14 protein-coding genes are annotated in these 13,653 nt (G+C 69.4%); 12 read left to right on the forward strand and 2 right to left on the reverse strand.

The window, feature by feature from the left end; all coding sequences use genetic code 11:
* Positions 1-111: 111 nt before the first annotated feature.
* From STRAU_RS25320 to STRAU_RS25375, 12 genes are all read left to right on the forward strand, one after another.
* Positions 112-1,383 carry a serine hydroxymethyltransferase gene (locus tag STRAU_RS25320; RefSeq protein ID WP_016643246.1) on the forward strand — a complete coding sequence of 424 codons (1,272 nt, stop codon included), beginning with the start codon at positions 112-114 and terminating at the stop codon, positions 1,381-1,383.
* Positions 1,384-1,485: 102 nt separating this feature from the next.
* A complete protein-coding gene (locus tag STRAU_RS25325) occupies positions 1,486-2,874 on the forward strand; it encodes an MraY family glycosyltransferase (RefSeq protein WP_037661808.1) in 1,389 nt (462 codons plus the stop codon).
* A gap of 270 nt (positions 2,875-3,144) precedes the next feature.
* Positions 3,145-3,606, forward strand: coding sequence for a Cg1360 family ATP-synthase-associated protein (locus tag STRAU_RS25330; protein WP_037661810.1), 462 nt, complete (start codon positions 3,145-3,147; stop codon positions 3,604-3,606).
* Positions 3,607-3,882: 276 nt separating this feature from the next.
* A complete protein-coding gene (gene atpB, locus STRAU_RS25335) occupies positions 3,883-4,653 on the forward strand; it encodes a F0F1 ATP synthase subunit A (RefSeq protein WP_016643249.1) in 771 nt (256 codons plus the stop codon).
* Between the two features lie 71 nt (positions 4,654-4,724).
* The gene (gene atpE / locus STRAU_RS25340) at positions 4,725-4,970 is read left to right on the forward strand and encodes an ATP synthase F0 subunit C (protein WP_016643250.1); all 246 of its coding nucleotides are present in this window, start codon (positions 4,725-4,727) and stop codon (positions 4,968-4,970) included.
* A 41-nt stretch (positions 4,971-5,011) separates the two neighbouring features.
* Positions 5,012-5,560: a F0F1 ATP synthase subunit B gene (locus STRAU_RS25345; protein ID WP_016643251.1), complete on the forward strand. Its 549-nt coding sequence runs from the start codon at positions 5,012-5,014 to the stop codon at positions 5,558-5,560.
* Positions 5,557-6,378, forward strand: a complete 822-nt coding sequence (locus STRAU_RS25350; protein ID WP_016643252.1) for a F0F1 ATP synthase subunit delta — start codon at positions 5,557-5,559, stop codon at positions 6,376-6,378. The genes STRAU_RS25345 and STRAU_RS25350 overlap by 4 nt, the downstream gene beginning before the upstream one ends.
* A 121-nt stretch (positions 6,379-6,499) precedes the next feature.
* On the forward strand, positions 6,500-8,092 hold the full coding sequence (atpA, locus tag STRAU_RS25355; protein ID WP_016643253.1) for a F0F1 ATP synthase subunit alpha: 1,593 nt from the start codon (positions 6,500-6,502) through the stop codon (positions 8,090-8,092).
* Between the two features lie 20 nt (positions 8,093-8,112).
* Positions 8,113-9,030: a F0F1 ATP synthase subunit gamma gene (locus STRAU_RS25360; protein ID WP_016643254.1), complete on the forward strand. Its 918-nt coding sequence runs from the start codon at positions 8,113-8,115 to the stop codon at positions 9,028-9,030.
* On the forward strand, positions 9,030-10,466 hold the full coding sequence (atpD, locus tag STRAU_RS25365) for a F0F1 ATP synthase subunit beta (protein ID WP_016643255.1): 1,437 nt from the start codon (positions 9,030-9,032) through the stop codon (positions 10,464-10,466). Before STRAU_RS25360 ends, atpD begins: the two co-directional genes overlap by 1 nt.
* A gap of 131 nt (positions 10,467-10,597) precedes the next feature.
* On the forward strand, positions 10,598-10,972 hold the full coding sequence (locus tag STRAU_RS25370) for a F0F1 ATP synthase subunit epsilon (protein WP_016643256.1): 375 nt from the start codon (positions 10,598-10,600) through the stop codon (positions 10,970-10,972).
* Positions 10,973-11,131: 159 nt separating this feature from the next.
* Positions 11,132-11,590, forward strand: coding sequence for a DUF2550 domain-containing protein (locus STRAU_RS25375; protein ID WP_037661813.1), 459 nt, complete (start codon positions 11,132-11,134; stop codon positions 11,588-11,590).
* A gap of 127 nt (positions 11,591-11,717) precedes the next feature.
* Here STRAU_RS25375 and STRAU_RS25380 read toward each other — a convergent pair whose 3' ends face one another.
* Together STRAU_RS25380 and STRAU_RS25385 are read right to left on the reverse strand one after the other, a co-directional pair.
* The gene (locus STRAU_RS25380) at positions 11,718-12,395 is read right to left on the reverse strand and encodes a response regulator (protein WP_016643258.1); all 678 of its coding nucleotides are present in this window, start codon (positions 12,393-12,395) and stop codon (positions 11,718-11,720) included.
* Positions 12,392-13,579: a sensor histidine kinase gene (locus STRAU_RS25385; protein WP_052029250.1), complete on the reverse strand. Its 1,188-nt coding sequence runs from the start codon at positions 13,577-13,579 to the stop codon at positions 12,392-12,394. The genes STRAU_RS25380 and STRAU_RS25385 overlap by 4 nt, the downstream gene beginning before the upstream one ends.
* Positions 13,580-13,653 lie beyond the last annotated feature (74 nt).

Raw genomic sequence — 13,653 nt, forward strand, 5'->3', positions numbered from 1 at the left:
TATTTCTAGCCCCTCCGGCGGAGCCCCCGGTTTCGGGAAGGGGGTGGGGTTGGGGACCGTCGCGGTAGCGCCCACCGCGCAGTCGCCCGCCCCCCGGCCTACATTGGAAAGATGACGACGGCCGGTGTGGAGCCCGCCGCTGCGGCGGCGTACGACGTGCTGCGCCGGCAGGACCCGGAACTCGCGGAGGTGGTCCTCGGCGAGTTCGACCGCCAGTCGACGAGCCTCCAGCTGATCGCGGCCGAGAACTTCACGTCCAGGGCCGTCCTGACGGCCCTGGGCTCCCCGCTGGCGAACAAGTACGCGGAGGGCTACCCCGGCGCCCGCCACCACGGCGGCTGCGAACTCGTGGACGTCGCGGAACGCATCGCCACGGACCGCGCCAAGGCCCTCTTCGGCGCCGACCACGCGAACGTACAGTCCCACTCGGGCTCCTCGGCGGTCCTGGCCGCGTACGCGGCCCTGCTGCGCCCGGGAGACACGGTCCTGGCGATGGGCCTGCCCTACGGCGGCCACCTCACGCACGGATCGCCCGCGAACTTCTCGGGCCGCTGGTTCGACTTCGTGGGGTACGGGCTCGACCCGGAGAGCGGCCTGATCGACTACGACCAGGTCCGCGCCCTGGCCCGCACCCACCGCCCCAAGGCGATCGTCTGTGGCTCGATCGCCTACCCCCGGCACATCGACTACGCGGCCTTCCGCGACGTGGCGGACGACGTGGGCGCCTGCCTCATCGCGGACGCCGCCCACCCCATGGGCCTGGTCGCGGGCGGCGCGGCGCCCAGCCCCGTGCCGTACGCGGACGTGGTGTGCGCCACCACCCACAAGGTGCTTCGCGGCCCGCGCGGCGGCATGATCCTGTGCCGGGGCGACCTGGCGGAGCGGGTCGACCGGGCGGTGTTCCCGTTCACCCAGGGCGGCGCCCAGATGCACACGATCGCCGCCAAGGCGGTGGCGTTCGGCGAGGCGGCGACGCCGGCCTTCACCGCGTACGCCCATCAAGTCGTCGCGAACGCAAGGGTGTTGGCGGCCGCGCTCGCCGCCGAGGGCTTCGGTGTGAGCACCGGCGGCACCGATACGCATCTCGTCCTCGTCGATCCCGCCCCGCACGGCGTGGACGCCCATGTGGCCCGCGGCCGTCTCGCCGCGGCCGGTCTGGTGCTCGACACCTGCGCGCTGCCGGACGCCGACGGCCGGGGGCTGCGGCTCGGCACGGCCGCCGTCACCACGCAGGGCATGGGCGAGGGTGAAATGGCGCGCGTCGCCGCGCTGTTCGCGGCGGCCGTCCGTGAGGAGGACAACGTCAGGGGCGAGGTGCGGGAGCTGGCTGGCCGGTTTCCGCCGTATCCGGCCGCGGAAACGCCGGTCGCGGGGCCGCTCTAGCGGACGTGTGCAACGATCCTCGCTACCCATGCGTCCCCAACCTTATGCGCGCGAAGCTAGGGTGTGGTGCTGAGATGGCCAGCGATACCTGTGGGGAAGCCCGTGCGTGAATATCTGCTGACGCTCTGCATCACGGCCGCGGTGACCTATCTGCTGACCGGCCCGGTGCGGAAGTTCGCGATCGTGGCCGGCGCCATGCCGGAGATCCGCGCGCGCGACGTGCACCGGGAGCCGACGCCCCGGCTCGGCGGTATCGCGATGTTCTTCGGGCTGTGCGCGGGCCTCCTGGTCGCCGATCACCTGCCGAACCTCAACGAGGTCTTCACGAAGTCGAACGAGCCCCGCGCGCTGCTCTCCGGCGCCGCGCTGATCTGGCTCATCGGCGTCCTCGACGACAAGTTCGAGATCGACGCGCTGATCAAGCTCGGCGGCCAGATGATCGCCGCGGGCGTCATGGTCATGCAGGGCCTGACGATCCTGTGGCTGCCCATCCCGGGCGCGGGCACGGTGTCCCTGACCCAGTGGCAGGGCACGCTCCTCACCGTCGCCCTCGTGGTCATCACCATCAACGCCGTGAACTTCGTCGACGGCCTCGACGGTCTGGCCGCGGGCATGGTGTGCATCGCCGCGGCGGCGTTCTTCATGTACGCCTACCGGATCTGGTACGGGTACGGGATCGAGGCCGCCGCCCCCGCCACGCTCTTCGCCGCCATCCTGATGGGCATGTGCCTGGGCTTCCTGCCGCACAACATGCATCCGGCCAGGATCTTCATGGGCGACTCCGGCTCGATGCTGATCGGCCTCGTGCTCGCCGCCGGCGCCATCTCCATCACCGGGCAGGTCGACCCGGACGCGATGAAGCTGAACCTCGGCGGCACCCGCGATGCCACGCACGCGATGCTCCCGGTCTTCATCCCGCTGCTGATGCCGCTGACGATCATCGCGATCCCGTTCGCGGACCTGGTGCTCGCCATCGTGCGCCGCACCTGGAAGGGCCAGTCGCCGTTCGCCGCCGACCGCGGCCACCTGCACCACCGGCTCCTTGAGGTCGGCCACTCGCACAGCCGCGCCGTCCTGATCATGTACTTCTGGTCGGCCCTCATCGCCTTCGGCACCGTCGCGTACTCGGTGCACTCCACGAACATGTGGATCCTGCTCCTGATCGTCGCCCTGAGCGCGGTCGGCCTGGCCCTGCTCCTGCTGCCGCGCTTCACCCCGCGCACGCCCGGCTGGGCGGAGGGCTTCGTGCCGCCGCGGTACCGGCGCAGCAGGCGGGCGGCGCTCGCGGGGGAGACGGCGGCCGACGGGTCCGCGTACCGGGCGGGGGAGGCCGGCGCCGGGGCCTCCGGCACCGCCGAGGTCGCCGAGATGGGGGAGGCGGGCGAGGACGGGCAGGCCCGCCGGCCCGTGGGCGTCGGCGTCAACGGGGCGACGGCGCTGGGCACCCGGCCGCGTTTCCTGGACCGGCGCAAGGCGGGCTCGTCGCGTTGACCCGGGAGGCGGGGGCGGTCAAACCGCTCCATTACCAGACAAGTCGCCCGCTCCCGTGCACAGACGCGCGCGTTACTTCTCATGTGTGACGGCGAGCACACCGGGCAGGTAAAGACCTCATCAAATAGTTTGTGATACCGTTCACGAAACCCGGCAACAGAGCCGAAGGACCGTAGTGCGACGGTCTCTTGGCCCGAGGACCCCACTCGGCCCGGGTCTACGCTCGTCCATGACGACACCCTGCCCCCATCTGTAAGCGGAGCTGCCGCCATGCCGTCTCAAGACACCCGGAATCTCCTGCAGTGCGCCGTGCCCACTGCTGCCGTCGGCGCGATCATCGCCGTCGTCAGCGGCGTGGTCTCGGGCGGCAAGGGGGCACTCGGCGCTGTCGTCGGCACCGCGGTGGTCGTCGCGTTCATGGGGCTCGGTGTGTACGTCCTGCAGCGGACGGCAAAATCGCTTCCGCAGTTGTTCCAGGCGATGGGCATGATGCTCTACGTCGCCCAGCTGCTGCTGCTTCTTCTCTTCATGGGTCTGTTCAAGGACACCACCCTGTTCAACCCGAAGGTTTTCGCGCTCGCGCTCGCCGTCACGACCGTCGTGTGGATGGCTTCGCAGGCTCGTGCACACATGAAGGCCAAGATCTTCTACGTCGACCCGGAACCCGAACCTTCCTCCGCCAACTCCTCCGAGAAGAGTGAGAAGGCGGAGAAGTCGGGGTCCTCGACGTGAGAGGTAGGGCCGGGATAAATGCACGTTCGAGATGCTGCTATCGTCCGGTGCCAACTGCGGCACTGCAGGCGCGGGCATCTGAGCTGACGCCTGCACCATCGCGAGGCTCGATGCCTGAGCGCCGCTCACACTTCCGAAACACCAGTCCGGTGCCGACCCGCGGCTGCGCGCCGCGCCGACACGACAACGAGGTTGCCGTACCTATGCGTCACGCCGAAGGAGCCCGCGGTGAGTGCTGACCAAACTGAGCTCGCCTTTGACTGGAGCTGTCGGATCATGTCCGACAACGGCTGTGGCTTCCCGGCTCCGGGCCTGCACTCGTTCCTCTTCAAGCCGATCTTCGAGGTCGGTGGGTTCGAGTTCAACAAGGTGATGCTGCTCGCCCTGATCGCGACCGCGGTCGTGGTGACCTTCTTCTACGCCGCTTTCGGCAAGGCGAAGATGGTCCCCGGCAAGGTCCAGATGATCGGCGAGGCCGGCTACGACTTCGTACGCCGCGGGATCGTTTACGAGACCATGGGCAAGAAGGAGGGCGAGAAGTACGTCCCCCTGATGGTCTCGCTGTTCTTCTTCATCTGGATCATGAACATCTGGTCCGTGGTCCCGCTGGCCCAGTTCCCGGTGTCATCGGTGATCGCCTACCCGTTCGTGCTCGCGGGCATCGTCTACTTCGTCTGGGTGCCCCTGACGTTCAAGCGCCACGGTTTCGTCGGCGGCTGGAAGAACATCACCGGCTACGACAACTCGCTCGGCCCGATCAAGTGGCTCGTCGCGTTCATCGAGTTCTTCTCGAACCTGCTGGTGCGCCCGTTCACGCACGCGGTGCGACTCTTCGCCAACATGTTCGCCGGTCACCTGATGCTGGTGATGTTCACCGTCGCCTCCTGGTACCTGCTGAACAGCTGGTTGATCCCGGCGGCCGGTGTCTCCTTCGTGATGACGATCGCCATGATCGGCTTCGAACTCTTCGTGCAGGCCGTCCAGGCGTACGTCTTCGTGCTCCTTGCCTGCTCGTACATCCAGGGCGCTCTCGCCGAGCATCACTGAGCCCCTCCGCAACCCCCTAAGCGCCCGGTGGCCAACCCCCACCGGTCCAAGAAAGAGAAGGAAGTAACGGCATGTCCGCGACTCTCGAGCTCGCCGCCCTCCAGGGTGACATCAAGGCCCTCGGCTCCATCGGCTACGGCCTCGCGGCCATCGGCCCCGGCATCGGTGTTGGCATCGTCTTCGGTAAGGGCACCGAGGCTCTCGCCCGGCAGCCCGAGGCCGCCGGTCTGATCCGTGCCAACCAGATCCTCGGCTTCGCCTTCTGTGAGGCGCTCGCCCTCATCGGCATCGTGATGCCGTTCGTCTACGGCTCCTGATCGCCGCAGACGATTAGTCCCGTTCGACGAAAGGCACTGATGTGATCGCCAACCTGGTTCAGCTGGCGGCCGAGGAGGAGCAGAACCCGCTCATTCCTCCGGGCCCCGAGCTGCTCGTCGGCACCATCGCCTTCGCCATCGTGTTCTTCTTCTTCTGGAAGAAGCTCATCCCGAACATCAACAAGGTTCTGGAAGAGCGCCGGGAGGCGATCGAGGGCGGTATCGAGAAGGCCGAGGCCGCTCAGACCGAGGCCCAGAGCGTTCTTGAGCAGTACAAGGCTCAGCTCGCCGAGGCCCGGCACGAGGCCGCGCGTCTGCGCCAGGAGGCGCAGGAGCAGGGCGCCCAGCTCATCGCCGAGATGCGGGCCGAGGGCCAGCGGCAGCGCGAGGAGATCGTCGCCGCCGGTCACGCCCAGATCGAGGCCGACCGCAAGGCCGCCGCGCAGGCCCTGCGCCAGGACGTGGGCCAGCTGGCCACCGAACTGGCCGGCAAGCTCGTCGGTGAGTCGCTCGAGGAGCACGCCCGCCAGAGCCGCACGATCGACCGCTTCCTCGACGAGCTCGACGTGAAGGCCGAGGCGACTCGATGACAGCGCATGGAGCCAGCCGCGAGGCCCTGGCCGCCGCGCGTGAGCGTCTCGACGCGCTGACCGACAACACCACGGTCGACGCGAAGCAACTGGCGGACGAGCTGGCCGCGGTCACCGCGCTGCTCGACCGCGAGGTCTCGCTGCGTCGGGTCCTGACCGACCCGGCGCAGTCCGGAGAGGCCAAGGCCGAGCTGGCCGGACGGCTGCTCGGCGGCAAGGTCGGCGGCGAGACCGCTGACCTGGTCGCCGGCATGGTGCGCTCCCGCTGGTCGCAGTCGCGCGACCTGGTGGACGCCCTGGAGGAGCTGACCGACCTCGCCGACCTGACCGCCGCGCAGAAGTCGGGCGCGCTGGACACCGTCGAGGACGAGCTCTTCCGGTTCGGCCGGATCGTCGCCTCCAGCACCGAGCTGCGAGCGGCGCTCACCGACCGCGCCGCGACCGCGACGGCCAAGAGCGAGCTGCTGCGCAGCCTGCTCGGCGGGCGTGCGGACGCCGCCACGGAGCGCCTGGTCGCGCGTCTTGTGACCGCGCCCCGTGGACGTAGCCTGGAAGCGGGACTGGAGTCCCTCTCCAAGCTGGCCGCGGACCGCCGGGAGCGCATGGTCGCCGTCGTCACGTCCGCTGTTCCGCTGTCGGACCAGCAGAAGCAGCGGCTCGGCGCGGCGCTCGCGAAGATCTACGGCCGCCAGATGCACCTGAACCTCGACGTGGACCCCGAGGTCCTCGGCGGGATCCGGGTGCAGGTGGGCGACGAGGTCATCAACGGCTCCATCGCGGACCGCATCGAGGACGCGCACCGCCGCATGGCGGGCTAGTAACTCAACAAGCAAGACCAACGGCCCGAGTTGGGCCGTGCAGAGGATGCAAAGTTTCTGGGGGGAGCCCCCAGATCCCCCAAAGAAACTTCGGGCCCAACAAGGAGAGCAGGGAACCCAGATGGCGGAGCTCACGATCCGGCCGGAGGAGATCCGGGACGCGCTGGAGAACTTTGTCCAGGCGTACAAGCCGGACGCGGCCTCGCGCGAGGAGGTCGGTACGGTCACCCTGGCCGGCGATGGCATCGCGAAGGTCGAGGGCCTGCCCTCGGCCATGGCCAACGAACTGCTGAAGTTCGAGGACGGGACCCTTGGTCTCGCGCTGAACCTGGAAGAGCGCGAGATCGGTTCGATCATCCTCGGTGAGTTCAGCGGCATCGAGGAGGGTCAGTCGGTGCAGCGCACCGGCGAGGTCCTGTCGGTCGCGGTGGGCGAGGGCTACCTCGGCCGCGTCGTCGACCCGCTCGGCAACCCGATCGACGGCCTCGGCGAGATCGAGACGTCCGGCCGCCGCGCCCTCGAGCTGCAGGCTCCGGGCGTCATGGCCCGTAAGTCGGTGCACGAGCCGATGGAGACGGGTTACAAGGCCGTCGACGCCATGACCCCGATCGGCCGTGGCCAGCGTCAGCTGATCATTGGTGACCGCCAGACCGGCAAGACCGCCCTGGCCGTCGACACGATCATCAACCAGCGCGACAACTGGCGCTCCGGCGACGTGAAGAAGCAGGTCCGCTGCGTCTACGTCGCCATCGGTCAGAAGGGCTCGACCATCGCCTCCGTGCGTGGTGCCCTCGAAGAGGCCGGCGCCCTGGAGTACACGACCATCGTCGCCGCCCCGGCGTCCGACCCGGCCGGCTTCAAGTACCTGGCGCCGTACACCGGCTCGGCCATCGGCCAGCAGTGGATGTACGAGGGCAAGCACGTCCTCATCATCTTCGACGACCTCTCGAAGCAGGCCGACGCCTACCGCGCCGTGTCCCTGCTGCTCCGCCGCCCGCCGGGGCGCGAGGCGTACCCCGGTGACGTCTTCTACCTGCACTCCCGCCTCCTGGAGCGCTGCGCCAAGCTCTCCGACGAGATGGGCGCGGGCTCGATGACCGGTCTGCCGATCGTCGAGACGAAGGCCAACGACGTCTCGGCGTTCATCCCGACCAACGTCATCTCCATCACCGACGGCCAGTGCTTCCTGGAGTCGGACCTGTTCAACGCCGGTCAGCGCCCCGCGCTGAACGTCGGTATCTCCGTGTCCCGAGTCGGTGGTTCCGCTCAGCACAAGGCGATGCGTCAGGTCTCCGGCCGACTGCGCGTGGACCTCGCCCAGTTCCGTGAGCTGGAGGCGTTCGCCGCCTTCGGTTCCGACCTGGACGCCGCGTCCAAGGCGCAGCTCGAGCGCGGTCAGCGGATGGTCGAGCTGCTCAAGCAGGCTCAGTACCAGCCGATGGCCACCGAGGACCAGGTCGTCTCCATCTGGGCCGGCACCACCGGCCGGATGGACGATGTGCCGGTCGCCGACATCCGCCGCTTCGAGCGCGAGCTGCTCGACTACCTGCACCGCAAGGAGCAGGGCCTGATGACCTCCATCAAGGAGGGCGCCAAGATGTCGGACGACACGATCACGGCCATCGGCGACGCCGTCGCGGACTTCAAGAAGCAGTTCGAGACCTCGGACGGGAAGCTTCTCGGCGAGGACGCTCCTGCCGCTGCCGGCAAGTGACGACGGAAGGGACCTGACTCATGGGAGCCCAGCTCCGGGTCTATAAGCGTCGCATCAAATCCGTCACGGCGACCAAGAAGATCACCAAGGCGATGGAGATGATCGCCGCCTCGCGCGTCGTCAAGGCGCAGCGCAAGGTGGCGGCCTCCACGCCGTACGCGACCGAGCTCACCCGCGCGGTCACGGCGGTGGGCACCGGCTCGAACACCCAGCACCCGCTGACGACGGAGGCGGAGACGGCGACGCGAGCCGCCGTCCTGCTCCTGACCAGCGACCGCGGTCTGGCCGGCGCCTTCAACTCCAACGCCATCAAGGCCGCGGAGCAGCTGACCGCGCGCCTGGAGGCCGAGGGCAAGGAGGTCGACTCGTACATCGTCGGCCGCCGCGGTGTCGCCCACTACAACTTCCGCGAGCGCAAGATCGCGAAGCAGTGGAGCGGCTTCACCGACCAGCCCGAGTACGCGGACGCCAAGACGGTCGCGGGGCCGCTGATCGAGGCCATCGAGAAGGACACGGCGGAGGGCGGCGTGGATGAACTCCACATCGTCTACACCGAGTTCGTCTCGATGATGACGCAGACGGCCATCGACAGCCGGCTGCTGCCGCTCAGCCTCGAAGAGGTGGCCGAGGAGTCGGCGAAGAAGGACGAGATCCTTCCGCTGTACGACTTCGAGCCGTCGGCGGAGGACGTCCTCGACGCCCTGCTGCCGCGCTACGTCGAGAGCCGTATCTACAACGCGCTGCTCCAGTCGGCTGCCTCCAAGCACGCCGCCACGCGCCGCGCGATGAAGTCGGCGACCGACAACGCCGGGGACCTGATCAACAATCTGTCCCGGCTTGCCAACGCGGCCCGCCAGGCCGAAATCACCCAGGAAATCAGCGAGATCGTTGGTGGCGCGTCCGCGCTGGCCGACGCGACCGCGGGGAGTGACAAGTAATGACGACCACAGTTGAGACGGCCGTTGCCACGGGCCGCGTCGCCCGGGTCATCGGCCCGGTCGTCGACGTGGAGTTCCCCGTCGACGCGATGCCGGAGATCTACAACGCCCTGCACGTCGAGGTCGCCGACCCGGCGCAGGACGGTGCGAAGAAGATCCTGACGCTCGAGGTCGCCCAGCACCTCGGTGACGGACTGGTCCGCGCCATCTCCATGCAGCCCACCGACGGCCTGGTCCGCCAGGCCCCGGTGACCGACACCGGCGACGGCATCACCGTCCCGGTCGGCGACTTCACCAAGGGCAAGGTGTTCAACACCCTCGGTGAGGTGCTGAACGTCGACGAGCAGTACACGGGCGAGCGCTGGTCCATCCACCGCAAGGCCCCGAACTTCGACGAGCTCGAGTCGAAGACCGAGATGTTCGAGACCGGCGTCAAGGTCATCGACCTTCTCACCCCGTACGTCAAGGGTGGAAAGATCGGTCTGTTCGGCGGTGCCGGTGTCGGCAAGACGGTGCTCATCCAGGAGATGATCTACCGCGTCGCCAACAACCACGACGGTGTCTCCGTGTTCGCCGGTGTCGGCGAGCGCACCCGTGAGGGCAACGACCTCATCGAGGAGATGTCGGACTCGGGCGTCATCGACAAGACCGCCCTTGTCTTCGGCCAGATGGACGAGCCCCCGGGCACCCGTCTGCGCGTGGCCCTGGCCGGTCTGACCATGGCGGAGTACTTCCGCGATGTGCAGAAGCAGGACGTGCTGTTCTTCATCGACAACATCTTCCGCTTCACGCAGGCCGGTTCCGAGGTCTCGACCCTGCTGGGTCGTATGCCCTCGGCCGTGGGTTACCAGCCGAACCTGGCCGACGAGATGGGCCTCCTCCAGGAGCGCATCACCTCGACGCGTGGTCACTCGATCACCTCGATGCAGGCGATCTACGTCCCCGCGGACGACCTGACCGACCCGGCCCCGGCGACCACGTTCGCCCACCTCGACGCGACGACGGTGCTCTCCCGTCCGATCTCCGAGAAGGGCATCTACCCGGCCGTGGACCCGCTGGACTCCACGTCCCGCATCCTGGACCCGCGGTACATCGCGCAGGACCACTACGACACCGCCATGCGGGTCAAGAACATCCTGCAGAAGTACAAGGACCTCCAGGACATCATCGCCATTCTCGGCATCGACGAGCTCGGCGAAGAGGACAAGCTGGTCGTCTCCCGCGCCCGCCGCGTGGAGCGCTTCCTGTCGCAGAACACGCACGTCGCCAAGCAGTTCACCGGCGTCGACGGTTCGGACGTCCCGCTCGACGAGTCGATCTCGGCCTTCAACGCGATCTGCGACGGCGAGTACGACCACTTCCCCGAGCAGGCGTTCTTCATGTGCGGTGGCCTCGAGGACCTCAAGGCCAACGCGAAGGAACTCGGCGTTTCCTGAGTCTCCTGCACGTAGGACGGGGGGCGGGCGCGGCCCCTTGCGGGTACCGCGTCCCGCCCCTTGTCCTACGCCCACTAGAATTTGACCCAACACCCGGCTGAACCGCCGGGTGGTGACCCGAGGAGCCACCCTTGGCTGCTGAGCTGCATGTCGAGCTGGTCGCCGCGGACCGCAGTGTCTGGTCCGGCGAGGCCACCCTGGTCGTCGCGCGCACCACGTCCGGCGACATCGGCGTCATGCCCGGTCACCAGCCGCTGCTCGGTGTGCTGGAGTCGGGCCCGGTGACCATCCGCACGAGCGACGGCGGGACCGTCGTCGCCGCGGTGCACGGCGGATTCATCTCGTTCGCCGACAACAAGCTGTCGCTGCTCGCCGAGATCGCCGAGCTCTCCGACGAGATCGACGTCCAGCGTGCGGAGCGGGCGCTCGAGCGTGCCAAGTCGGAGGCGGACGCCTCCGCCGAGCGGCGCGCCGATGTCCGACTGCGTGCGGTGGCGGCGCGCTGAGCCCCAGCGCGCGGCGTGACGTGACTCAGCCGCGGCCAGGTCCGGAGTTCTCCGGACCGGGTCGCGGCTGCGGCAATGCGGGTGCTTTTTCGGGAGCGGTTGTTCGGTCCGTGTCGGAAGTCTCTTTGAGACTGTGGTGAGGCGAGGAGGTCGGTGCCGATGATCCTCGTTCTGCTCGTGTGCGGACTTGTGTTGATCGCGCTGGTGTTGCTGGGGCTCTTCGTCTTCGGACTGCGCCGCCGGCTGATCCAGCGCTCCGGCGGTACCTTCGACTGCAGCCTGCGGTGGAACGCGCCCGATCCCGCGGAGGAGTCCGACACCTCCGGCAAGGGGTGGGGCTACGGCGTCGCCCGCTACAACGGGGACCGGGTCGAGTGGTTCCGTGTCTTCTCGTACGCGCCGAGGCCGCGCCGCGTCCTTGAGCGTGCGTCCATCGAGGTCGTCGACCGTCGGGCCCCCGACGGTGAGGAAGAGCTGGCGCTGCTGTCCGACGCGGTGGTTCTGGGCTGCCTGCACCGGGGGGTTCGCCTGGAGCTGGCGATGAGCGAGGATGCGCTCACCGGGTTTCTGGCCTGGTTGGAGGCTGCGCCTCCTGGGCAGCGGGTCAATGTCGCCTAGGCGTTCTTAGGGGGCCGCGCCCCTTGCCCCGCTTTTCGGCCCTTCGGGCCTCGTCCTCAAACGCCGCCCTTCGGGCCTCGTCCTCAAACGCCGGACGGACGGGCTGAAACGGTTGCCGGGGCGGGCTTCAGTTGCCTGGTTTGATCAACGCCGACTCGTACGCCGCTATGACCGCCTGGGCGCGGTCGCGTACCCCGAGTTTGGCGAAGACCGCTGTGACGTGGTTCTTCACCGTGGACGGGCTGATCCGCAGGGCTGTCGCTATCTCTGTGTTGTCGTAGCCCTTGGCGATGAGGGTCCAGACGTCCGTCTCGCGGGACGTGAGGTCCGGGCGAACCCGCGGGGGCGGGGGCGCGGACGTGGACGTGGTGACGTACGCGGAGATCAGGCGGGTGAGGAGGCGGGGAGCCACCGCTGCCTCGCCCGCGTTGACGGTGTGGACCGCCGCCACCAGCTCCTCCGGTGAGACGTCCTTGGGCAGGAAGCCCGCGGCGCCCGCGCGCAGCGCCCCGACCACGTACTCGTCCATGTCGAACGTGCTCAGCGCCAGGACCCGGCACTCGGGCAGTTCCGCGGCGAGCGCGGCCGTCGCTCCGACGCCGTCCAGGCGGGGCATGCGGATGTCCATGAGGACCACGTCGGGGCGCAGCTTGCGGGCGAGTTCGACGGCCTCCTGGCCGTCCCCGGCCTCGCCGACGACCGTCACGCCGGGGTCGGCGTGGAAGATGAGCGCGAGGCCCCGGCGTACCAGGGGCTGATCGTCGGCGATCAGGACGGTCAGGGGAGCGTGGGGTGGCGTGGTCACCGGGTCGTCGCTTTCTCGGTGGGGGCGGGGTCGGAGGGCCGGGGGCCGTCGGCGGGCAGTGGCAGGGTCGCCAGGACCTGGAATCCGCCGGCGGGGCCGGGCTCGGCCACAAGGGTGCCGCCGTGCAGGGCCACGCGTTCCCGCATGCCGACCAGGCCGTGGCCGGGCCCGCCCCTGCGCGCGGTGCCGCCGCTGCCCGAGCCGTCGTCGCGCACCTCGACGGTGAGCAGGCCGGGGCCGTAGTCGAGCCGTACGATCGCGTGGGCGCCGCCCGCGTGCTTGCGGACGTTGGTGAGGGCCTCCTGGACGATCCGGAACACGGTGAGACCCAGGGTGGGCGCCAGCTCCCTGGCCGCGCCCTCGACCCCCTCGACGAGGAGTTCCGTCTCGACGCCCGCCCGGCACGAGTCCGCGACCACGCGCGGCAGGTCGTCCACGCCCGGCTGGGGCGCGGCCGGGCCGCCCTCGGTGTCGTCGTCCGCGCGCAGGACGTCGAGGAGCTGCCGCATCTCGCCGAGCGCGAGGCGGCCGGAGTCCTCCAGGGACTTCAGGGCGTCCCGGGCCAGGTCCGCGTCGTGGTCGAGCACCCGCCGGGCGCCGCCCGCCATCAGCTGCATGGCGGTGATGTGGTGGGCCACGACGTCGTGCAGCTCGCGGGCGATGCGGCGGCGCTCGGCGGCCACCGCGTGGTCGGCGAGCAGCTTGCGGTGGGCGGCGTCCTGCCGCTGCCACCGGCGGGCCGCGCAGCCGACGGCGAGCGCGATGGCGACGCCCACCACGTCCGCGAAGACCGCGCGGGCCAGCTCCTCGTGCTCGCTGAGGCCGGGTATCTGGAGGCCGACGAGAGCCGCCGCCCCCGCCCCGGCGGTGACGCGGGCGCCCCGCAGCCGGGCCACGGAGTACAGGGCGACCACCAGGGAGATGGGCAGGCCGTAGGGGACCGACGTGAGCGGGGTGAGCACGGCCTGCGCGGCGAGGACGGCGAGGAGGACGGCCACGGGGAAGCGCCGGTGCCAGAGCAGCGGGGTCGCGGGCAGCAGGTGCAGCGCGAGGACGCCCGGGCTCCAGGACGTGCTCCCGGGCTCGATGCTCAGGGCGTAGCCGGTGACCTCGACCACCAGGGCGCCGAGGGCCACCAGGACGTCCTGGCGGTGCGGCCGGAGGTCTCCGGGGCGTGCGGGCATGCCGTTGTTCTCCTTACGCGCGGGTCCGTGATCCATTCAAGGCCGGGGGCGGGGCATCGGCGTCCTCCCCCGGG

The organism is Streptomyces aurantiacus JA 4570, from assembly GCF_000414115.1.
GTDB lineage: Bacteria > Actinomycetota > Actinomycetes > Streptomycetales > Streptomycetaceae > Streptomyces > Streptomyces aurantiacus_A.